This window comes from Geodermatophilus tzadiensis (genome assembly GCF_003002915.1).
Classification (GTDB): Bacteria; Actinomycetota; Actinomycetes; order Mycobacteriales; family Geodermatophilaceae; genus Geodermatophilus; species Geodermatophilus tzadiensis.
In genome coordinates this window covers 200,311-220,975 of record NZ_PVTG01000004.1, presented here as the reverse complement: position 1 = coordinate 220,975, position 20,665 = coordinate 200,311, and the positions used below count along the sequence as shown (strand labels likewise).

Sequence of the window (20,665 nt, the reverse complement as noted above, 5' to 3'; positions counted from 1 at the left end):
GTCAGTAGGGCGGGGGTTCGGTGACGGCGGTCAGCCCTGTGGGGGTGGTGACGGTCAGCGTGCCGTCGGGGCGCAGGGTGTGGGTCCAGCCCGGTGCCTGGTGCTTGCCGCGGTGGTGGGTGGTGCAGAAGCCGGCCAGGTTCGCCGCCGATGTCTTCCCATCGGGCCAGGGGCGGACGTGGTCCAGTTCGCCTGCTCTGGGGATGCGGCGGCGGCAGCCGGGGAAGCGGCAGCACCGGTCGCGGGCGCGGACCCAGCGGTCGAGGCCCGCGGTGGGCCGGTAGCCGTCGGTGGGGCCGGGGGCACCGAGGCCGGGGCGGCCGGCGAGGTCGTGGTCGCAGGCGTCCGGGGTGCGGGTGCAGGCGGGTTGGCCGCAGGTGCCGGCGCGGCGCAGCGCGGGCAGGTCGGTGAGGGTCCGCAGGGCGCCGGTGACGGCGTCGGTGAGTGCCAGGCGGGGCCGGTCGGCCAGTCCGCCGCCGGCGGTCGCGGCCAGCAACGCGGCCAGCTCGGCGCGCTGGGCCTCGCCGGCGGCGGCCAGCGCGCTCAACGCGTCGCGAGCGGCGGTGATGTGGCCGGCCGGGCCGGTCCGCCAGGCGGTCTCGTCGGCGGCGTCGGCGGTCTGCGCGGTGCGCACCATGCGGTGGGCGTGACCGAGCGCGCGCTCGAGGACCAGCAACGGATCGCCGGCGTCGTCCACCGCCCGGTCGGCCGCCGCCCACCAGCCCTGCCCACCAGCAGGGGGCTCTCCACCGGGGAGGTCACCGTCAGCCGGGGTGCGCGGGCGCTGCGGGTCGTGGAGGTCGTCCGGGCCGGTGTCCCATCCGACGTCTGACACAGGGCTGTGCGGATCGGGCTCGAGAGGTGATGGGTCCGGTGGTGGGTCGTCGCCGAAGGCGTCGCGAACGAGATCGTCGAGCCACCGGTCGAAGTCCTCGGCGTTCAGGCTCTCCGCTGCCCGTTCCACCGGACCGCCGTATGCGTCCTCCGGCTCACCCGTGGCGGCCGGCTCGATGCTGTCGGCCTGACCGGCGGCATCGGTGGCGTCGGGGCTGGCCGGAGCGAGGCCGGCGAAGGCGCGGGCGAGTTGGCGGGCCATCTCCGCCGGCACCACCTGACCGTCCACCTCCCCGGGGGTGTCCCCGCCGAGCAGCGTCTGCACCGAGGCGACGACGGTGAGCAGCACCTGCACCGGCGGCAGGCTGGACTCTCCGGGGCGCAGCACCAGGTCCAGCAGGCAGTCGACGGTCTTCTGCCCCCGCGTCCGGGTGTCGGCAGGGTCGGCGTCCAGAGCATCGACGTAGGCGGCCAGCGCCCGCACCAGCGCCTGCGCCTCCGGGGTGCTGCACACCACCGTCACCGCCGACATCCCCGCCGTCCGTTCCGGGCGCACGCTCACCCCGCGCTCTCGCAGCGCCCGCGTCAGGTCCCGCGCCGCGTCGGGGGCGTGCAGCCGGGCCACCGTCCGGCGCACCCGCTCACCCAGCTGCGCCGCCGTGGTCACCCGGGAGCGGGCGGCCAGCCAGGCCAGCACCTCGGCCTGCACCCGGGCGCGCAGGACGTCGTCGGGGATCGGGGCGACGTGCTCAAGCAGGCACCACAGGTGCCCGGCGTGCAGCGCGCCGGCCTCGAGTGCGTCGAGCACCGCCGGCAGCCGCTGCACCAGCGTCAGCGACCGCACCAGCTCCGCCTCCGCAGCCTGGGTGGTGAGGTCGAGCGCGACCGCCAGCTCCTGAGTCGCCCACTCACTCACCGGCCGCAGCACCTCCGCCCGCGCCGCCCACCGCTGCGCCGACATCGCCCCCCGCTCACCCTGCGCGCGGTCGGTCGTCGCCGGGCGGGTGGCGGCGAAGGCGGCAACCGCCCGCGCCCTCAGCGCCGTCTGGCGGGCGATCTCCCGGTCGGCGGCCTGCGCCGCCCCCAGCGGACCCAACGCCCAGCCGACCGTCGGGGCAGCACGGGGTGCGTCGAGCACCTGTCCCGCCGACCCGTCCGCCACGTCCTCGATCATACGTTCGAAGGACCGGTCGAGCAAGCCCTGTGGACGACGAACGTGCAGGTCAACGGCGAAGCAGGTCCCCGACAGGGTCCAGCGGGCGCCCTCAGTACCGGTGCTGCTCCGGGTCGACGTAGCCGCCGCTCTCCTCCTCCCCCGGACCACGGTCGGCGCCCACCGCGGCCGGCTCGGTCTCCGGGCGCGGCCGGCCGGCGGCCCGCTCGCGCTCGGCGAGGTAGCGCGCCTGCCGCCCGTCGGACGGCGGGGTCGGCTCACCGGTGCCCGGACGGCCGTCCTGGTGCTGGCCGATGTCGCGCACCCGGTCGCCGACCCGCTTGCGCAGCCGCCCGTCCTCCCCGGCCACGAACCCGTGGTGCTCGAACCAGGCGGTCACCTGCGCGCGCTCGGGGTGGGTCTCGCGGACCACGTTGAGCACGTAGTTCAGCCCCCGCGCGGCCGCCTCCTCCTCGAGCCGGTGCAGCGCGAACACCCCGACGCCGGAGCCGCGCGCGCCCGCCTCGACGGCGAGCAGCACCTCGGCGTCGCCCCACACGTCGTCCAGCCAGCCGTAGCCGACGACGGTGCCCTCGCGCTCCACCCGCCACCAGTCGCTCGACAACCGCTCCCCCGGCCGGCGCGCCTCGGTGCGGAACACCCCCTCCGGCACGGTGGCGAACACCCGCTCGCGGTCGGCGTCCCACCGCGGGTCGTCCTCGTGGACCCAGCGCAGGGTGTCGGCAGCGGGCATCGGGACCTCCGGGGATGTCGTGTGGCCTGCGCCACATGTCTACAACTAAGTCCCCACTTGCGCAAGGTCGTGTAGCACGTCACCATGGTGCGGACGGGCCCCCCGGGGCCGTCGCGCCCGCACCCCCTGGAGGCACCGTGACCACCGTGGAAGACCGCTCGGCGACGACGGCGGAGGGCCCGGCCCCCGTCGCGGAGCCGGCCGCGACGACCGAGGTGTCCTTCGACACCTCGCCCGACCAGTACCGGCACTGGCGGCTGTCGGTCGACGGCGAGGTGGCGACCCTGACCCTCGACGTCGCCGAGGACGGCGGCATCGTCCCGGGCTACGAGCTGAAGATGAACAGCTACGACCTGGGCGTGGACATCGAGCTCCACGACGCGGTGCAGCGCATCCGCTTCGAGCACCCCGAGGCCAAGGTCGTCGTCGTCACCAGCGCCAAGGAGCGCATGTTCTGCGCCGGCGCCAACATCAAGATGCTCGCGGCGTCCCCGCACAGCTGGAAGGTGAACTTCTGCAAGTTCACCAACGAGACCCGCAACGGCATCGAGGACGCCTCGGCCCACTCCGGCCTGCGCTCGATCGCCGCGGTCAACGGCACCGCGGCCGGCGGCGGCTACGAGCTGGCCCTGGCCTGCGACGAGATCGTCCTCGTCGACGACAACTCCTCGGCGGTCTCGCTCCCCGAGGTCCCGCTGCTCGGCGTGCTGCCGGGCACCGGCGGGCTGACCCGCGTGGTCGACAAGCGCGGCGTGCGCCGCGACCTCGCCGACATCTTCTCCACCACCGCCGAGGGCATCCGCGGCGAGCGCGCGGTGCAGTGGCGGCTGGTCGACGCCAGCGTCAAGGCCCGCGACTTCGCGGCCGAGGTCTCCCGGCGCGCCGCCGAGGCCGCCGCCGCCTCCGGCCGCCCGGGCGCCGGCACCGCCGGGGTCGCGCTCACCCCGCTGCAGCGCGACGTCGACGGCGACACGGTCCGCTACGGCCACGTGCGCGTCGTCCTCGACCGCGACTCGGGCACCGCCACCCTGACCGTCCTCGGCCCGGACTCGGTGCCGGCCGGCGTCGAGGAGCTGCAGCAGCAGGGCGACGCCGCCTGGCTGCTGGCCACCACCCGCGAGCTGGACGACGCGATCCTGCGGCTGCGCACCAACGAGCTCGAGATCGGCACCTGGCTGCTGCGCACCGAGGGCGACGGCGCCACCGTGGCCGCCTACGACGAGTTGCTGCTCGCCCACCGCGACCACTGGCTGGTCAACGAGACCATCGGCTTCTACCGCCGCACGGTCAAGCGCCTGGACACCACCAGCCGCAGCCTCTTCGCGCTGATCGAGCCGGGCTCCTGCTTCGTCGGCTCGCTCGCCGAGATCGCCCTCGCCGCGGACCGCCAGTACATGCTCGAGGGCCAGTTCGAGGACGACGAGGACCCGAAGCCGCCCGCGGTGATCCGGCTGGACGAGTTCAACACCGGCCTGCTGCCGATGAGCAACGACCTCACCCGCCTGCAGGTCCGCTTCCTGGGCAGCGACGAGGAGCTGGCCGCCGCCGAGGCCGCCACCGGGCGCGATCTGATGGCCGCCGACGCCGCGGAGCTCGGGCTGGTCACCAGCACGCCCGACGACATCGACTGGGAGGACGAGATCCGCCTGGTCATCGAGGAGCGGGCCAGCTTCTCACCCGACGCGCTGACCGGCATGGAGGCCAACCTCCGCTTCGCCGGCCGCGAGACGCCCGAGACGAAGGTCTTCGGCCGGCTCACCGCCTGGCAGAACTGGATCTTCCAGCGGCCCAACGCCGCTGGCCCCGAAGGAGCACTCCGCCGCTACGGAACCGGCAAGCGGGCCGACTACGACAGGAAGCGGGTCTGACCATGACCACCACCGAGTCCACCCCCCAGAGCGGCACGGTCACCGGGGACGCCCCCACCCCCACCGGGCCGCTGTCGAAGATCGACTACTCCGAGCGGATCCCCAACAACGTCAACCTGGCCGGCGACCGCAAGCTGCAGCGCGCGCTGGAGGGCTGGCAGCCGAAGTTCCTCGACTGGTGGAAGAACCTCGGTCCCTCCATCCCCACCCACGACGTCTACCTGCGCACCGCCATCGCCGTCGGCCGCGACGGCTGGGCGCACTTCGACCGGGTGCCCATGGAGGAGTACCGCTGGGGCATCTTCCTCGCCGAGCGCGACCCCGACCGCAAGGTCAACTTCGGTGACAAGAAGGGCGAGCCGGCCTGGCAGGAGGTCCCCGGCGAGCACCGCTCGGACCTGCGCCGGCTGATCGTCGTCCAGGGCGACACCGAGCCCGCCTCGGTCGAGCAGCAGCGGCACCTCGGCATGACCGCGCCGTCGCTGTACGACATGCGCAACCTCTTCCAGGTCAACGTGGAGGAGGGCCGCCACCTCTGGGCGATGGTCTACCTGCTGCACGCCTACTTCGGGAAGGACGGCCGCGAGGAGGCCGAGGAGCTGCTCAAGCGCAACTCCGGCGACTACGACTCGCCGCGCATCCTCGGGGCGTTCAACGAGGAGACGACCGACTGGCTGTCGTTCTTCATGTTCACCTACTTCACCGACCGGGACGGCAAGTACCAGCTCGGCACGCTGAAGGAGAGCGGCTTCGACCCGCTGGCGCGCACCTGCGAGTTCATGCTCAAGGAGGAGGCGCACCACATGTTCGTCGGGACGACGGGCGTGCAGCGCACCGTCCAGCGGACCGCGCAGCTGATGAAGGAGCACGGCACCGACGACATCTGGCAGTACGGCGGCATCCCGCTCTCGGTCATCCAGAAGTACCTGAACTTCCAGTTCTCCGTCTCGATGGACCTCTTCGGCTCGGAGACGTCGTCCAACGTGGCGGCCTACTACACCGCCGGCCTCAAGGGCCGGTGGATGGAGACCCGCCGCAAGGACGACCACCAGCTGCACGACCTGACCATGGAGGTCCCGGTCATCGAGGGCGGACAGATGACCACCCGCACGGTGCCGATGCTCACCGCGCTCAACCTCGACCTGCGCAACGAGTACGCCGCCGACTGCGAGAACGGCGTCAAGCGGTGGAACCAGGAGCTGGAGGACGCCGGGCTGGAGGAGCGGCTCTACCTGCCGCACCAGGGCTTCAACCGCAAGGTCGGCGCCTTCGCCGGGCACCACGTCACGCCCACCGGCGAGATCGTCGACGAGGCCACCTGGGAGAAGCGGGTGAGCGAGTTCCTGCCGACCCCCGAGGACCGGGCGCGCGTGGCCGAGCTGATGGTGCCGCACTACGAGCCCGGTGAGTTCGCCGGCTGGATCGCCCCGCCGTCGGTGGGGATCAACTCGCTGCCCGTCGAGTACGACTACGTGCGCTTCTGAGCGACCGGCGCACGTCGCGGCGGCCGGGCCCCCGGGCCCGGCCGCCGCCGCACCCGGCCGGGCCCCGGCCGCCTCCTCCTCCCCCGAGCGGTCCCCCGGCTCGGTCCCCCGGCATCGAAAGGGCGCGCACCGTGGCCACCCTCGACACCGCCCCCTCCTCCCCCACCCCGCTGCTGCCCGAGGCGCCGGCCCCGACCGGTGAGCCGTTCAACGCGGCCGAGTGGCTGGTCACCCGCAACGCGCGGGCGACCCCCGACCGCCGCGCGATCACCGCGATCGACCTCGACGGCAGCGTCCGCACGCTGACCTACGCCGAGCTCGACGAGGCCGTCCGCGCTGTCGCCGCGGCCCTCGTCGCCGCCGGCGTACGCCCGGAGGAGCGGCTGCTGCTGTGCATGGGCGACTGCCCCGAGCTGCTCACCGTGTTCCTCGCCGGGCTGCGCATCGGCGCGGTGCCGGTGCCGGTGAGCACGATGCTCAAGCCCAAGGACATCGCGGTGCTGGCCACCGACAGCCGCGCCCGCGCGGTCGTGCTCAGCGCGGAGTTCGCCGCGCTCGGCAGCGCCGTCGCCGGCAGCCGCGACCTCACCGACGTCGTCGTGCTCACCTCCGAGGCGCTGCCCGAGGTCCCCGGGGTGCGCGTGCGGACCTGGGCGGAGTTCACCGCCGCCGGCGCGGAGTTCGCCGAGCAGGTCGCCGAGCCCTACCCGACCGTGGCCGACTCCCCCGCGTTCTGGCTCTACACCTCCGGCACGACCGGCACGCCCAAGGGCGCGATGCACCGGCACGGCTCGCTGCGGGACACCGCCGAGACCTACGCGCGCGACGTGCTGGCGATCGGCCCGGACGACGTCACGTTCTCCGTCGCCAAGTTCTTCTTCGCCTACGGCCTGGGCAACACGCTGACGTTCCCGTTCTCGGTGGGCGCGAGCACGGTGCTCGACCGCTCCCGGCCCGGCCCGGACGGCACGCTGCGGGTGCTCCGCGAGCAGCGCCCGACGCTGTTCTTCGCCGGCCCCACCTACTACGCCGCGCTGCTCGCCGCCGGCCTGCCCCGCGACGCCTTCGCCTCCGTGCGCGCCTGCGTCTCGGCCGGCGAGGCGTTCCCCGCCGCGCTGTTCGAGCGGTTCACCGGCACCTTCGGCGTCGAGATGCTCGACGGCATCGGCTCCACCGAGATGCTGCACATCTTCATCAGCGGCCGCCCCGGCCGCACCCGGCCCGGCTCCACCGGCGAGCTGGTCGCCGGCTACGACGCGCGGATCCTCGACGACGACGGGCAGCCCGTGCCCGACGGCACCCCGGGCAACCTGTGGGTGCGGGGCTCCTCGGCGGCCACCGGCTACTGGTCGCGCACCGCCGTGACCCGCCGGGTGTTCCAGGGCGAGTGGGTGCGCACCGGCGACACCTACGTGCGCAGCGCCGACGGGTACTACAGCTCGCTGGGCCGCACCGACGACATCATCAAGGCCGGCGGGATCTGGGTCTCGCCGACCGAGGTGGAGGAGCGGCTGCGCGCCCACGCCGACGTCGCACAGGTCGTCGTCGTCTCGGTGCCCGACGAGACCGGGCTGGACAAGCCGGTCGCCTGCGTCGTCCTCACCCCCGGCGCCGCCGCCGGCGCCGACGACCTGGTGGCCTGGTGCCGCGACGGCCTGGCCGCCTTCAAGCGCCCGCGCCACATCGTCGTGTTCGACGAGCTGCCCACCACCGCCACCGGGAAGCTGCAGCGCTTCCGCATCCGCGAGCTCGCCATCGAGCGCCTCGGCGGCGCGGCCAAGCCCGACCTCACGCCGATCACCGGGGGCCCCGCGTGACCGCGACCGACGTCCTGGCCCCGGACAGCGCCCCGGCGGCAGGCCGGGAGGTGCACGTCGACCTGCTCGTCGTCGGCGCCGGCCCTGCCGGGCTCTACGCCGCCTACTACGCCGGGTTCCGGGGTCTGCGCACCGCGGTCGTCGACAGCCTCCCCGAGCCGGGCGGCCAGGTGATGGCCCTCTACCCGGAGAAGCTCATCTACGACGTCGCCGGCTTCCCCGGGATCAGGGGCCGCGACCTGGTGGCCAACCTCGTGCAGCAGGCCGCCCGGTTCGACCCGGTGTACGTCCTCGGCGAGCGGGCCGAGACGCTCACCAACGAGGCCGGCGAGCGCCCCCGGGCCGGCGACCGGCTCGTCGTCACCACCGACCGGGGCACGCGGGTGCACTGCGGCGCCGTCGTCGTCACCGGCGGGATCGGCACCTTCACCCCGCGCCCGCTGCCCGGCGGCGACCGGTGGGAGGGCCGCGGGCTGACCTACGTGGTCCGGGAGCTCGCCGCGCACGCCGGCCAGGACGTCGTCATCGTCGGCGGCGGGGACTCCGCGGTCGACTGGGCGCTGGCCCTGGAGGACGTCGCCGCCTCGGTCACCCTGGTGCACCGGCGCCGGCAGTTCCGCGCGCACGCCGCCAGCGTCGCGGACGTGGAGCGCGGCCGGACGGTGGTCGTGACCGACGCCCAGGTCAGCGAGCTCGAGGGCGACGACCGGCTGCACACCGTGCACGTCCGGGCCAAGGACGGCACGGTCACCCCCTACCCCGCCCAGGCGGTCATCGCCGCGCTCGGCTTCACCGCCGACATCGGCCCGCTGGAGCGCTGGGGCGTCGACCTCATCGACCGCAAGATCCTGGTGGACACCGCCATGCGCACGAACGTGCCCGGGGTCTACTCGGCCGGGGACATCACCGAGTACACCGGCAAGGTGCGGTTGATCGCCGTCGGGTTCGGGGAAGCCGCCACCGCGGTGAACAACGCGGCCACCTACCTCGACCCCGACCAGCCGCTGTTCCCCGGGCACAGCAGCGACGACCCCGCCGGCGTCGGCGCGGCCGCGCCCGCCTGACCCACCCCGACCCCAGGAGGAGCCCCGTGCCCTACGTCATCGGCGCCGAGTGCATCGACACCACGGACATGTCCTGCGTCGAGGAGTGCCCGGTCGACTGCATCTACGAGGGGGACCGCAAGCTCTACATCAACCCCAAGGAGTGCATCGACTGCGGCGCCTGCGAGCCGGTCTGCCCGGTGGAGGCCATCGCCCAGGACCGCCGGGTCACCGAGGAGAACGAGCCGCACATCGCCGACAACCGGCGGTTCTTCGTCGAGGTGCTGCCCGGCCGCGACGCCCCGCTCGGCAGCCCCGGGGGCGCGTCCAAGGTGGGCAGGATCGGCGTGGACACCGAGCTGGTCGCCGAGGGCTCGTGACCCCGCCGGCCGGCCGGACCCGCAGGGAGGGGCAGCCGTGCGCGTGGTCCTGACGCTGAGCGCCCAGCAGCAGGCGGTGGCCGCGGAGGCGCGCGCGGCCGAGGAGGCGGGCTACGACGGGATCGCCACCGGCGAGCACCTGTTCTTCCACAGCCCGCACCCGAACGCCTTCGTCGCGCTCGCCGCGGCCGCCGGGGCCACCAGCCGCATCCGGCTGCTCAGCTCGCTGACCGTGCTGCCGCTCTACCCCGCCGCGCTCGCCGCGAAGCTGGCGACGACGCTCGACCAGGTCTCCGGCGGCCGCTTCGACATGGGCGTCGGCGTGGGCGGCGAGTACCCGCCGGAGTTCGTCGCGGCCGGCGTCGACGTCGCCGAGCGGGGGCCGCGCACCGACGAGGCGCTGGAGCTGCTGCGTCGGCTGTGGGCCGGCGGCCCGGTGGACCACGCCGGCCGGCACGCCCGGGTCGAGGGCCTGGAGCTCTCCCCCGGCCCGGTCCAGCCCGGCGGCCCGCCGCTGTGGCTCGGCGGCCGCAGGGCACCGGCGATCCGGCGGGCGGGCCGGTTCGCCGACGTGTGGATGCCCTACATGTACACACCCGAGCAGCTGGCCCGCAGCCTCGCCGAGGTGCGCGAGGCCGCCGAGCGGGCCGGCCGCGACCCCTCCGCCGTCCGGGGCGCGGTCTTCTGCTGGGGCGGCGTGGACCCCGACGCCGACCGGTCACGCCGCGAGGTCGTCGAGTGGGTGAGCGGGGTCTACCAACAGGACTTCAGCGCCCTCGCCGACCGCTACCTGCTGCACGGCGACCCCGACCGGGTGGCGGCCCGGGCGGGCGAGTTCGCCGACGCGGGCGCGGACACGCTGGTGTTCTCGCCGGTCGGCGCCGGTGACCGCCGGCGGGAGGGCGTCGGTCTGTTCACCGAGGCCGTGCTCCCCCGGCTGGCCACCGCGGGCTGACCGGCGGTCAGCCCTCCCGGACGACGACCTGCGGCGGCAGCGGGTCGGCCGACAGCAGCGCGACGAGGCCGGCCCGGCGGTCACGGACGGCGGCCTGGTTGACGTAGCCCTTGTCGGTGATCTCGCCGGCGTCGAGCCGGGCCGGCTCGGTCAGTACCAGCAGCCGCTCGACGCACTGCGACGAGCCGCCGCCGCGGGCGGCCAGCCGCCGCAGGGTCGCCGCCAGCTCGGCCCGGAGCGAGTCCTCCGGCACGCCGTCGGCGTCCACCCGGGTGGCGTGCTCGGGGTGCAGCCAGACCATCGCGGTCACGCAGTCGCCGTCGGCGCCGCACACCACCGCGTCGGTGAGCAGCCCGTCGGACGCCGACAGCAGCTGCGGCCGCAGCGTGCCGACGCTGACGAAGGTCCCGGTGGACAGCTTGAAGTCCTCGGCGATCCGGCCGCGGAAGACCAGGCCGGCCGCCGGGTCGTCGGGGTCGGCGAGCGCGACGGCGTCGCCGGTGCGGAAGAACCCGTGCTCGTCGAAGGCGGCGGCGGTGAGGTCGGGACGGCGGTGGTAGCCCGGCGTCACGTTGGGCCCGGTGACCCGGACCTCGGTCTTCTCCCCCACCGGCACCAGCGCCAGCTCCACCCCGGGCAACGGGACGCCGAGGACGTCGCTGCGGGTGATCGCGAAGTGCGCGCTCGTCGCCGCCGGCGCGGTCTCGGTCAACCCCCAGGAGGTGGTCATCGTCATCGTGGCGCCGTGGTCGGCGGCCAGCTTCTCGAGACGGTCCCACAGCTGCTGGGGCAGCGCGGCGGCGGCGAAGAAGCCCAGCCGCAGCCGGCCGAGGAAGGCGCGCGCCGCGGCCGGGTCGCGCTCGAGGTGCGGCAGCAGCGCGGCGTAGCCGGCGGGCACGTTGAGGTAGAGGGTGGGGCGCGCGTCGGCCAGGTTGCGCACCGTGCGGCCGACCAGCGCCGGGGCGGGGCGGCCGTCGTCGATCCACAGCGTGCCGCCGTTGGCCAGGACCATGTGCAGGTCGTGGTTGCCGCCGAAGGTGTGGCTCCACGGCAGCCAGTCGAGCAGCACCGGCGGCTCCTCGGCCAGGAACGGCCACACCTGGCGCATCTGCTGCTGGTTGGCCATCAGCATGCCGTGGGTGTTGAGCACGCCCTTCGGGCTGCCGGTGGACCCCGAGGTGAAGAGGATCTTGGCGACGTCCTCGCGGCGCAGCGCCGCACAGCGCCGGTCCACCTCGTCCGTCGGGTCGGCGCCGAACTCCGCGACCGACACCGAGCCGGACACGTCGCCGTCCCGGCTCAGCACCGGCCGGCCGCCGGCGACCGCCGCCACCGCCGCCGCGAAGGAGGCGTCCTCGGCCACCACCAGCCCCGGCTCCACCAGGTCGGCCATCGCGCGCAGCTTCGCGTGGTCGGCGCTCTGCAGCGAGTAGGCGACGCTGGTGGGCACCACCGGCGCGCCCACCGTCATCGCCGCCAGCGCGACGACCAGGTGCAGCCGGCTGTTGCCCGACAGCACCAGCACCGGACGGTCGGCCAGGCCCCGGTCGAGCAGGCCCTGCGCGAGCCGGTCGGCCTGCGCCCGGGCCTCGCCCCAGGAGAGGCGGGCCCACTCGCCGTCGGCACCGCGCTCGGCGGCCAGCAGCCGTTCCGGGTGCTCCTCGGCGTGCCGCCGGAACTCGTGCACCACGCTGACGGGGTGCTCGGCCAGGGGCTCGGTCGAGCGCAGCAGCAGGCGGCCGTCGGGCAGCCGCTCGGACTCGATCCGCGGGGCGGCGAAGGTCGCGCTCCGCGCGGGGACGGGATCGGGCACGTCCACCCTCCCTGTCGCAGGTGTGCCGTGGACGATACGGCTCCGAGGCCGGCCGCGACGGTCCCGTTCGTGCGAGCCGGGGGGCGGCGTCCGGTCAGCCGGTACGTGTCCCGACGGTGGTCAGCCGGACGGTCTCCGGCAGCGCCCGGAGCGCGTCGAGCAGGTCCGCGGGCAACGCCGCGCTGACGTCGGTGACCGCGTAGCCCAGCTCGCCGCGGGTGGCCAGCACCTGGCCGTCGACGTTGAGCCCGTGCTCGCCGACGAGGGCGTCGACGCGCGCGAGCACGCCGGGCACGTTGCGGTGCAACAGCGCGAAGCGGGCGGCCGACGACCCGTGCAGCGCCACGGTGGGCAGGTTGACGCTCAGCGTCGTCGTCCCGGCGCCGGCGTAGTCGGCGAGCTTGCCGGCGACGAAGCGCCCGATGTCGTGCTGCGCCTCCTGGGTCGACCCGCCGACGTGCGGCGTGAGGATGACGTTGGGCAGCCCGCGCAGCACGGAGGTGAAGGCGTCGCCCTGCTCGCGCGGCTCGTCGGGGAAGACGTCGACGGCGGCGCCGGCGACGTGCCCGCTCAGGACGTGGTCGCGCAGCGCCTCGTGGTCGACGACGAACCCGCGGGAGAGGTTGAGGAACAGGCTGCGCCGCCGCATCCGGGAGAACTGCTCGGCGCCGAACAGGCCGGCGTTGCCGGCCCGCCCGTCGACGTGCAGCGTGACGGTTTCGGCCCGCTCGAGCAGCTCCTCGAGGCTGTCGCAGCGCTGCGCGTTGCCCAGCGCGAGCTTGTCCTCGAGGTCGTAGAACAGCACCCGCATGCCGAGGGCCTCGGCGAGCACCGACAGCTGGCTGCCGATGTTGCCGTAGCCGACGATGCCCAGCGTCCGCCCGCGGATCTCGTGGCTGCCGGCCGCCGACTTGTCCCACGTCCCGGCGTGCAGCGCGCGGTCCCGGTCGACCAGCCGCCGGGCCAGGATGATGATCTCCGCGATCGCCATCTCCACCACGCTGCGGGTGTTGGAGTACGGCGCGTTGAACACCGCGACGCCGGCCTCGGCGGCCGCGCGCAGGTCGATCTGGTTCGTGCCGATGCAGAAGGCGCCCACCGCCGCCAGGCCGGGTCGCCGGCGCAGCACGTCGGCGGTCACCTGGGTCTTCGACCGGATGCCGAGCACCTCGACGCCGTCGAGTGCGGCCACGAGGTCGTCCTCGTCCAGCGCTCCGCGCACCGACTCGGTCTCGTAGCCGGCCGCCCCGAGCAGCTCGGCCGCCACCGGGTCGATGTTCTCCAGCAGCAGGGCTCTGGGCCTGTCCAACGACGTCCTCCTCGCGAGCGGGGCGGCCGGGGAGGGGTCCTGCGCGCCGGCCGTGCTGGCCTCCGATGATCGACCATCGCCGTCGGTGGCCGGGTGCCCGGTCCGTCGTGTCGCTGTCGTCGGGGGCTCCGGGTCGTCGTCTGGACGCCGGGACCGGGCCCGTGCGCGCGGACGGACGAGGTCAGCCGCGGGCGGCCCCGAGGTGGAACGCCGCCGCCTCCCCCAGCGAGGTGACGTCGACGGCGACCGTGACGATCGTGGCGCCCTCGGCCGCCCAGCCGGCGGCCTCCTCGCCGGAGTAGGCGTGCACGCCCACCGGCACCCCGGCGGCGACCGCGCGGGCGACGATCGACGACAGCACGCCGCGCAGCTCCGCCCGCCGGTCCTCCCCGGTCAGCCCCAGCGACAGGGACAGGTCGCCGGGGCCGACGTACACCCCGTCGAGCCCCTCGACGGCGAGCACCGCGTCGAGGTCGTCCAGCGCGCTCGCGGCCTCCACCATCACGACCACGAGCGGCCGGTCGGCGCCTCCGGAGAGCCGGCCGATCGAGCGCCCGCCGGTGGGCGCGTACCGGCACGCGGCGACGACCTCCCGGGCGTGGGCGGCGTCGCGCACGTTGGGCACGATCACGCCGCGGGCGCCCAGGTCCAGCGGGCGGCCGACGTCGGAGAAGGCGGGGCTGCGCGTGCGCACCAGCGGCACCGAGCCGGCCGCCGTGACCGCCGCCGCGACGCCGGGCAGGTCGGCCTCGGCCGCGGCACCGTGCTGCAGGTCGACCACGACGTAGTCGGCGCCGGAGCGGGCGAGCACCTCGCCGGTCACCGCGCCGGGCAGCAGGCTCCACAGGCCGTGGCAGGGCTCTCCCCCGGCCCACCGCCGCCGCAGGTCGGCCTCGCTGGTCGCCATCCCCGACTCCCTCCCGGCCGGCCCGAGCGGGCGCCGTGCACCGGCCCGCGACGATCCTGCGCGGCGACCCGGCAGCGCGCGACCGCGCCCGGTCAGCCGGCCGCCTCCCGCACCGACGCGACGACGCGAGCCGTCACCTCGGGGTCGGCGCCGTGGGGCGTGTAGAGGGACAGCCGGTCGAAGAGGTCGCCGTAGCGGCGGGCGACCTCGCGGCCGGCCTCCTCCGGGGTGCCGACGACGGCGAAGGTCTCGAGCACCTCGTCGTCGAGCAGCGGGCCCATCTCCTCCCAGCGGCCCCGCAGCGAGAGCGCGTGCAGCCGGTCGCCGAGCTCACCCCAGCCGTGCAGCTCCAGCACCGGGCGGTAGGCCGGTGTCGAGCCGTAGAAGGCGAGCTGGGAGCGGACGCCGGCCTTCGCCTGCTCCCGCTCCTCCTCCGTGCGCCCGGCCGCGACCATCGGGGAGCCCTTGACGACGAAGCCCTCGAGGGTCCGGCCGGTCCGCGACCGGCCGCGCTCCAGGGCGGGCAGCGTGACCTCGCGCAGGTACCGCTCGGTGGTGAAGCCGTGCGGGAGGAACCCGTCGGCCACCTCGCCGGCCACCTCGGTCATCGTCGGCCCCACGCCGGCCAGCAGCACCGGCGGCGGGCCGAACCCGTGCGGCTGCGGCGTGAACACCGGCGTCATCAGCGTGTGGGTGTAGAACTCGCCGCGGAAGGCCAGCGGGGCGCCGGTGTGCCAGGTGTCCCAGACGGCGCGCAGCGCGAGCACGTACTCGCGCATCCGCGCCGCCGGGTGCGACCACGGCATGGAGAACCGCCGGGTGACGTGCGCCTTGACCTGGGTGCCGAGGCCGAGCACCAGCCGGCCGCCCGAGAGGGCCTGCAGGTCGTCGGCGGCCGCGGCCGTCGTCATCGGGTTGCGGGCGAACGCGACCGCGATCGCGGTGCCCAGCTGCACCCGCTCGGTCGCCACGGCCGCGACGGCGAGGCCGACGAACGGGTCGTGCGCGACCTCGCTCAGCCAGAAGCCGTCGTAGCCGTCCCGTTCGGCCGCCGCCGCGTCCGACCGGACGTCCACGGGTCCGTCGAGCGCCGCACCCCGGTCGATCTGCACCTGGTCCCCCTCCGGACGACGGCCCGGCTGCCACCCTGGCACGGCGCGGCACCGGGGGCACCGCAGGCCTGGCCGAGGAGGATCCGGATGACGGCGGACCCTCGCCCGGCACCGCCCGGTCGGTATCAGCGGGCGCTCCGGGCGCCTCCGGTAGGCGTCCGGATCCCCTTCGCGCCCTGCTGGAGCCCCCGTGCCGACCTCGTCCCCCGCCGCCGTCCCCGAGCCCACCGGCCGTCCGGAGCTGCACCTGTCCCGGCCGCTGGTCGACCGGCTCGTCACGACGGTGTCCACCGTGCACGCCGCCGGGCTCAAGGCCTTCGGCCTGCTGGTCGCCGACCCGGACGCGCCACGCTTCCCCTTCACCGCCACCGACGTGGTGTTCTTCGACCCGACGCGCAACTGCCGCAACGCCGAGTGGGCCCGGGCGGCCTTCGAGGCGCAGGGGTCCTACTTCCGGGCCCACGAGGACGCGGGCTTCGTCGCCGACCCCGCCGAGCAGCTCGCGGTGCACCGCTGGCTGGAGTCCTGCGGGCTCGAGCCCGTCGCGCTGTTCCACGTCCACCGGCGGCAGCCGGCGAACTTCTCGCTCATCGACTTCCGGCTCCACAACCCGGCCTACCCGTGGCACCTGATCATCTCGCTGCGCGACCCGGGCGCGCCGGTGGTCCAGCCGTTCGCCGTCTGTAAGGACCTCGACGCCGACGTCGACATCAGCCCTCTGGACTGGCTCGAGGGCAGCGAGCTGCCCTACCTGGGTCCCGAGGTCACCGCGATGCGCCTCGTCGTCGATACCGCCGACGGCGCACCGGTGCCGGCCGGGGCCGTGGCCTGACGGCCGGTCGCGGTCCTGCCGGGGGTGCTCGCGTGCGGGGCCTCGAGGACGCCGCACGCGAGCACCCGCGGCTACGGGGACGGCCGGGCGGGGGTCCCCCGTCCGTCGTCGGCCAGCCCCGGGGTACCCGGGGCCGGCCGACTCACGGTGACGCCCGCGACGACGGCCCACAGGCAGGTGAGGGCGTGCAGGACGGCCAGGGCCCAACGGTCCTCGGCCACCGAGAGCCCCGCGTTGGCGAGGAACACCGCCGCGGCGGACCACCAGAACAGCGGCCGGTCGACGGCCCGGCCGACCCGGGACGCCGGGCTGCGGCGTCCCGGGTGCGGCAGCGGGAGCGGGCCGCTCATCACAGCTCGCTGCAGATGCCGGCGTAGGTCCAGTCGTAGCGACCGCCGCACGTGGCGCCGTAGTCCTCGTACGCCGACCCCACGGGGGAGACGAAGTAGAGGGCGTCGCAGCTGATCCCGTAGCCGTCGGCGCACTCGACGGCGAGCGTGTCCAGCAGGGTGGCGCAGGCGCCGAGGTCCCCGGCCGCGCAGGTGTCGATCAGCGTGGTGGCGTCGTCGTCGAGGGAGGTCTCGCTGAAGTCGGCCGGCAGGTCGCCGACGTCGGCCTCGCCCGTGTCCTCGGGGACCGGTGCGGGCGTGTCGGTAGTGCTCACGGTGGGGTCGGAGGGGACGGTCGCGTCGTCCCCCTGGCTGACGTAGATGCCGACGGCGCCGGTCACCGCCGTGACGAGACCGGCCACCGCGGTCAGGATCCCGGGGAGGCTGGTGAAGAAGCCCCCGCCGCCCGGACGCGCCGCGCCCGGGGCCGAGGGGTCCTGGACCGGCGGTGGAGGCTGCTGCTGCCACCCCTGCGACGGCGGTGCGCCGTACGTCATAACGTCCCTCCTGTCAGCGGGATCGGAGGACCGGGCGGGGCCGCCCGGGGAGGCCGCGCGATCCCTGCCGGGGCCTCGTCAGGACGGAGCACGCGGCCGCCTGCCTGATACCGCCCCGGACCCGGGTCGTCAGGCGGCCCGCGGCACCGAGACGGCGACCGTCGCCGCGGCCGCGCAGACCGGGACCGCGGCGGCGGCGAGGCGCCACAGCTCGCCCTGGCAGAGGACGGCGTCGCCCCACGTGTCGAACGCCCGGGCACCGGCGACCAGCAGCTCCTTGGTGGCACCGATCCGCCGGTCGAGCAGGTCCAGCCGCTGCCGCAGCGGGGCCGGCGCCGGCGGCGCACCCGGCGGCGGGCCCGGCACGGCCCGGATCCTCCGCGGCGCCGCCCGCTGCTCCCGCAGCACGCTCTCGGCCAGCGGCGCGAGGACGTCGGCGGCGAACCGCGGCAGGTACTCGTCACCGAAGCGGGCCGCGGTGTCGGCGGCCCGGTCGGCCTGCAGTGCGGTGGGCCGGTCACCGCCGGGCCGGCACAGCTCGGTGCCGAGCCCGAACGAGCGGTCCAGCCGGAACGCGTTCTGCAGCTGCACCAGACCGGACAGCGCCGCTCCCCACGCCTCGTACAGGGGGCGGGCGCGGGTCAGCACCGGCCGGACCAGCAGCCCGGCGTCGGTGGCCGCGAGCAGCCGGCGCACCGCCGGCCGGTCGGGGTGCGCGCGGCCGAAGGCCACCGTGGCGTCGAGGCCGGCGTGCGCGCGCAGCACCGCCGTCCCGCCGGGGTGGCGCCCCACGAACCCGGTGACGTCGTGCACCCGGCCGTCGACGGCGACCCACCAGCCGTGCGCGTCGTCGTTGTGCTCGGCGACGTCGGCCACCGAACGCCGATCGCCCGCCCGGTGACGTGCGCCGGCGTGGGGAGGACGGGCGTCCGGTGGGGCCGGCCGCTCGGTGCGGGACGCGGTGAGGGCCGCGTCGACGGTGTGCCAGGTGTGCTCGCCGGGGGTCCCGGCGAACCCGCCGATCGTGACGCCCCGGCCGACCAGGAAGGCGACGGCGAGGTAGCCGGACACCGTGCGCCGGTGCCGGCCGAGGAACCCCTCGGGTCCCGCGTAGGCCTCGCGGGCCGCGTCGAGGGCGGCGACCAGGTCCGGCCGGGGACGGGCGGCGACGTAGGCCGGCACCGGCACCTCGTCGACGGCGTCGAGGAACCGGCGCCAGTGCGGCGGGGAGCTGCGCCGCTGCAGCAGGATCTCCCGGCCCAGCTGGCTCGCGTGCCCGCGGCGGCCGAGGAGCGCGTCGAGCAGGCCGAAGACCGGGGACGCCGTGCCGCTCGGGCCGAGGACGCCGGCCCGCGACGGCACCGCGAGCGGGGCCACCGTCTTGGCCCAGACGACCGGGTCGACGGAGGTCCGGGCACCGGGGCGCGGGTCGATGAGCGTCAGCGAGCGGCGGGTCGCCGTCTCCAGCGCCGCGGTGACCCTGGCGAGGGCGGCCGTGAGCGCCTCGGCGTCGTCGTCGAGCACGGCCTGCTGGGCGGCGACGGCCGCGGGGACGACGGTCGCGCAGCGCGCCAGGATCTCGACCTGGGTGAGGTAGAAGACGCGCTCCTCCTCGTTGCCGGCCACGGGCACCAGCAGCCGGAGGTCGTCCGACAGCAGCGGGACCGCGTCGCCCCCGCCGGCCCACCGCCAGTTGTGGACGATGAGGTCGGGGTAGGTCAGCACCGGTTCCGCGGACCGCCCGAGCCGGCGGCGCACCTGCGCCCACGGGGCGGCGACGCCCGCGGGCAGGTCCGTCCGCTGTGGCGCGCGGCTGTGCACGTACGCGTGGCCGAGCAACCCGAGCACCGTGGCCGCCCGCTGCAGAGCGGCGTCGGGCAGCACCTCCGGACCGGCCGGCAGCACCGGCAGCTCCTCGAGCGCCTCGCGCACGGCCACGTCGCGGAACAGGTCCGGCAGCCGGGCCGCCGCCTCGTCCCAGGGGGCGTGCGTGTCGGGCAGCCGCAGCAGCGGCGGGCGCGTCGGCAGGAACCCGCGGTGCGCCGACAGCGGCCCGAGGTGCTCGTGCCCCAGGCGGGCGTTCGTCTCCTGGGCGGCGGCGAGCGCCCGGGCCGCCGGAGGGGTGCGGGTCAGGCGCATCGCGGCTCCTCGGCGGGCGGACGGGGACTCCACCCACTCGGAGGGCCGCGCGGCGTCCGGTGATACGCCGTGGTGACGTCAGCGGGAGTCGTCGGGCGGCCGCCGGGGCGCGGGCAGCACGCCGCACAGCCGCGCGCACGGCCGGCCGGCCGGTGGCCGGCAGGTCCGGTCGGGACGGCGGCCGGTCAGGTGCCGACCTGCCTGCTGGGCGCGGGCGCAGGCCAGGGCCTCACGGAAGCCCTGCGCGTACCACAGCGGCGCGTTGAGCACGACGCCCGCGGGTGCCGGCCCACCGTCCGCCTCCCAGACCAGGTGGGCCAGGCCCTCCGGGTCGAGACCGTGGCACCACGGGCCCAGCACGGGCTCCCCGTCGGGCTCGACGTCGACGGCGAGGCGGCCGTCGGCGCGGCCCAGCGCGCGGGCCGCCTCGAGGGCGCGCCGGTACGGCGACGTCCCGTTCTCGTGGGTGCTCACGGCCGCCTCCAGGACCTCTCGGTGGGTGCGCGGCCGCCCGGGCCGCGGTGGTGTGCACCCCTCGGAGGTGGGAACCGGTCCCGCTGATACGGGGCGGTCCACCAGCGGGTGCCGGCGAGGCCACCCAGCGCGGCGCGGTGGTGGTGGGGACCGCCGCGCGCTCAGAGCCCGAGGACCGCCGCCATGGCCGCCCGGCTGCGCGGCCCGACCACGCCGTCGGCGGGAAGGTGCTGCGCCCGCTGGAAGTCGCGGGTGGCCTGCTCGGTGGCCGGCCCGAAGTGCTCGTCGACGTCCAGCGGCCGGCCGAGGGCCTGCACCAGCCGCCACTGCCAGGTGGCCACGCCCGCCCCGACGTCGCCGCGCCGCAGCAGCTGGTTCCCGGTGCCCGGCTCGGCGTGCCACACGTCGACGGCGACCCGGGTCGGGCCGGTCAGGGTGGTCGCGCGGATCCCGGTGCGCGCGGCCACCCCGATCCCCCAGGTGAGCTGGGCCTCGACGTCGCCGGCGTCGGCCACCTGGCGGAAGGCGGCGAACCCCGTGAGGTCGGGCAGCGGGCCGGTCCGGGTGGGCCGCCCGTCGTCGGTGTGTGCGGCCGCCGGGGCGAGGTCGACCTGGACGACGGCGCGGCCGCGCAGCGGGATGAGCTCGCCGCTGCCCTCGTGGCGCAGCTCGGGCACGTACTGCACCCGCACGCCGGGGACCGGGCCGTCGAGGTCGAACACCAGCCGGTCGAAGTCCGGGTTGCGCCCGGCCCGGACTCGGCGCAGCAGGGCGGGCGCGGTCACCTCCGGCCCGGCGCCTCCTGACTCGTCGCGGAGCCCCGGCACCAGTCGCTCGGCGGTCTCCTCGGGGGCGGTCTGCGTCAGCACGTCGGTCATGGCCCCCACCCCACGCCGCGGTCGTCA

18 protein-coding genes are annotated in these 20,665 nt (G+C 75.8%); 7 read left to right on the top strand and 11 right to left on the bottom strand.

Annotated features, from left to right (window positions below):
* Nucleotide 1: 1 nt before the first annotated feature.
* Together LY71_RS07895 and LY71_RS07890 are read right to left on the bottom strand one after the other, a co-directional pair.
* The gene (locus LY71_RS07895; RefSeq protein WP_245887756.1) at nucleotides 2-1,996 is read right to left on the bottom strand and encodes an HNH endonuclease signature motif containing protein; all 1,995 of its coding nucleotides are present in this window, start codon (nucleotides 1,994-1,996) and stop codon (nucleotides 2-4) included.
* Nucleotides 1,997-2,099: 103 nt separating this feature from the next.
* Entirely contained in the window at nucleotides 2,100-2,741 is a 642-nt protein-coding gene (locus LY71_RS07890; RefSeq protein ID WP_106276399.1) for a GNAT family N-acetyltransferase, read from the bottom strand.
* A 137-nt stretch (nucleotides 2,742-2,878) separates the two neighbouring features.
* On the opposite strand from LY71_RS07890, the gene boxC reads away from it, so the two are divergent.
* From boxC to LY71_RS07860, 6 genes are all read left to right on the top strand, one after another.
* Nucleotides 2,879-4,609: a 2,3-epoxybenzoyl-CoA dihydrolase gene (gene boxC / locus LY71_RS07885; RefSeq protein ID WP_245887755.1), complete on the top strand. Its 1,731-nt coding sequence runs from the start codon at nucleotides 2,879-2,881 to the stop codon at nucleotides 4,607-4,609.
* 2 nt (nucleotides 4,610-4,611) lie between these two features.
* Complete coding sequence (gene boxB / locus LY71_RS07880) at nucleotides 4,612-6,093, top strand: benzoyl-CoA 2,3-epoxidase subunit BoxB (RefSeq protein ID WP_245887754.1); 1,482 nt, start codon at nucleotides 4,612-4,614, stop codon at nucleotides 6,091-6,093.
* 131 nt (nucleotides 6,094-6,224) lie between these two features.
* Entirely contained in the window at nucleotides 6,225-7,910 is a 1,686-nt protein-coding gene (locus LY71_RS07875; RefSeq protein WP_245887753.1) for a benzoate-CoA ligase family protein, read from the top strand.
* Entirely contained in the window at nucleotides 7,907-8,974 is a 1,068-nt protein-coding gene (locus LY71_RS07870) for an NAD(P)/FAD-dependent oxidoreductase (RefSeq protein WP_106276397.1), read from the top strand. Before LY71_RS07875 ends, LY71_RS07870 begins: the two co-directional genes overlap by 4 nt.
* Nucleotides 8,975-9,000: 26 nt before the next feature.
* Nucleotides 9,001-9,333, top strand: a complete 333-nt coding sequence (gene fdxA, locus LY71_RS07865) for a ferredoxin (RefSeq protein ID WP_106276396.1) — start codon at nucleotides 9,001-9,003, stop codon at nucleotides 9,331-9,333.
* A 37-nt stretch (nucleotides 9,334-9,370) separates the two neighbouring features.
* Entirely contained in the window at nucleotides 9,371-10,288 is a 918-nt protein-coding gene (locus LY71_RS07860) for an LLM class flavin-dependent oxidoreductase (RefSeq protein ID WP_106276395.1), read from the top strand.
* 7 nt (nucleotides 10,289-10,295) lie between these two features.
* Here the strand turns inward: LY71_RS07860 and LY71_RS07855 are convergent, their stop codons facing one another.
* The 4 genes from LY71_RS07855 to LY71_RS07840 form a co-directional block, all read right to left on the bottom strand.
* Complete coding sequence (locus tag LY71_RS07855; protein WP_106276517.1) at nucleotides 10,296-12,101, bottom strand: feruloyl-CoA synthase; 1,806 nt, start codon at nucleotides 12,099-12,101, stop codon at nucleotides 10,296-10,298.
* Nucleotides 12,102-12,195: 94 nt separating this feature from the next.
* Nucleotides 12,196-13,410 carry a phosphoglycerate dehydrogenase gene (gene serA / locus LY71_RS07850; RefSeq protein WP_106276394.1) on the bottom strand — a complete coding sequence of 405 codons (1,215 nt, stop codon included), beginning with the start codon at nucleotides 13,408-13,410 and terminating at the stop codon, nucleotides 12,196-12,198.
* A gap of 181 nt (nucleotides 13,411-13,591) precedes the next feature.
* Entirely contained in the window at nucleotides 13,592-14,317 is a 726-nt protein-coding gene (locus tag LY71_RS07845) for an HpcH/HpaI aldolase family protein (RefSeq protein ID WP_106276393.1), read from the bottom strand.
* Nucleotides 14,318-14,409: 92 nt separating this feature from the next.
* On the bottom strand, nucleotides 14,410-15,429 hold the full coding sequence (locus LY71_RS07840) for a TIGR03617 family F420-dependent LLM class oxidoreductase (RefSeq protein ID WP_106276392.1): 1,020 nt from the start codon (nucleotides 15,427-15,429) through the stop codon (nucleotides 14,410-14,412).
* Nucleotides 15,430-15,619: 190 nt separating this feature from the next.
* Here LY71_RS07840 and LY71_RS07835 point away from each other — a divergent pair, with 190 nt between their 5' ends.
* Nucleotides 15,620-16,261 carry an MPN domain-containing protein gene (locus tag LY71_RS07835; protein ID WP_106276391.1) on the top strand — a complete coding sequence of 214 codons (642 nt, stop codon included), beginning with the start codon at nucleotides 15,620-15,622 and terminating at the stop codon, nucleotides 16,259-16,261.
* Between the two features lie 71 nt (nucleotides 16,262-16,332).
* On the opposite strand, the gene LY71_RS07830 is transcribed toward LY71_RS07835, so the two are convergent.
* The 5 genes from LY71_RS07830 to LY71_RS07810 form a co-directional block, all read right to left on the bottom strand.
* The gene (locus tag LY71_RS07830) at nucleotides 16,333-16,611 is read right to left on the bottom strand and encodes a hypothetical protein (RefSeq protein ID WP_106276390.1); all 279 of its coding nucleotides are present in this window, start codon (nucleotides 16,609-16,611) and stop codon (nucleotides 16,333-16,335) included.
* The gene (locus LY71_RS07825; protein ID WP_106276389.1) at nucleotides 16,611-17,147 is read right to left on the bottom strand and encodes a hypothetical protein; all 537 of its coding nucleotides are present in this window, start codon (nucleotides 17,145-17,147) and stop codon (nucleotides 16,611-16,613) included. The genes LY71_RS07830 and LY71_RS07825 overlap by 1 nt, the downstream gene beginning before the upstream one ends.
* A 129-nt stretch (nucleotides 17,148-17,276) precedes the next feature.
* Nucleotides 17,277-19,286: a cytochrome b5 domain-containing protein gene (locus tag LY71_RS07820; RefSeq protein WP_106276388.1), complete on the bottom strand. Its 2,010-nt coding sequence runs from the start codon at nucleotides 19,284-19,286 to the stop codon at nucleotides 17,277-17,279.
* A 78-nt stretch (nucleotides 19,287-19,364) separates the two neighbouring features.
* Nucleotides 19,365-19,760 (bottom strand): hypothetical protein, encoded by a 396-nt coding sequence (locus tag LY71_RS07815; protein WP_106276387.1) that lies wholly within the window; start codon nucleotides 19,758-19,760, stop codon nucleotides 19,365-19,367.
* A 161-nt stretch (nucleotides 19,761-19,921) separates the two neighbouring features.
* Nucleotides 19,922-20,638, bottom strand: coding sequence for a peptidoglycan-binding domain-containing protein (locus LY71_RS07810; RefSeq protein WP_106276386.1), 717 nt, complete (start codon nucleotides 20,636-20,638; stop codon nucleotides 19,922-19,924).
* Nucleotides 20,639-20,665 lie beyond the last annotated feature (27 nt).

What these genes read in the sequence shown, in the direction of transcription:
- LY71_RS07890 (WP_106276399.1), bottom strand. Translation starts at nt 2,741, where the DNA reads ATGCCCGCTGCCGACACCCTGCGCTGGGTCCACGAGGACGACCCGCGG.
- boxB (WP_245887754.1), top strand. Translation starts at nt 4,612, where the DNA reads ATGACCACCACCGAGTCCACCCCCCAGAGCGGCACGGTCACCGGGGAC.
- LY71_RS07845 (WP_106276393.1), bottom strand. Translation starts at nt 14,317, where the DNA reads ATGGCGACCAGCGAGGCCGACCTGCGGCGGCGGTGGGCCGGGGGAGAG.
- LY71_RS07830 (WP_106276390.1), bottom strand. Translation starts at nt 16,611, where the DNA reads ATGAGCGGCCCGCTCCCGCTGCCGCACCCGGGACGCCGCAGCCCGGCG.
- LY71_RS07825 (WP_106276389.1), bottom strand. Translation starts at nt 17,147, where the DNA reads ATGACGTACGGCGCACCGCCGTCGCAGGGGTGGCAGCAGCAGCCTCCA.
- LY71_RS07820 (WP_106276388.1), bottom strand. Translation starts at nt 19,286, where the DNA reads ATGCGCCTGACCCGCACCCCTCCGGCGGCCCGGGCGCTCGCCGCCGCC.
- LY71_RS07810 (WP_106276386.1), bottom strand. Translation starts at nt 20,638, where the DNA reads ATGACCGACGTGCTGACGCAGACCGCCCCCGAGGAGACCGCCGAGCGA.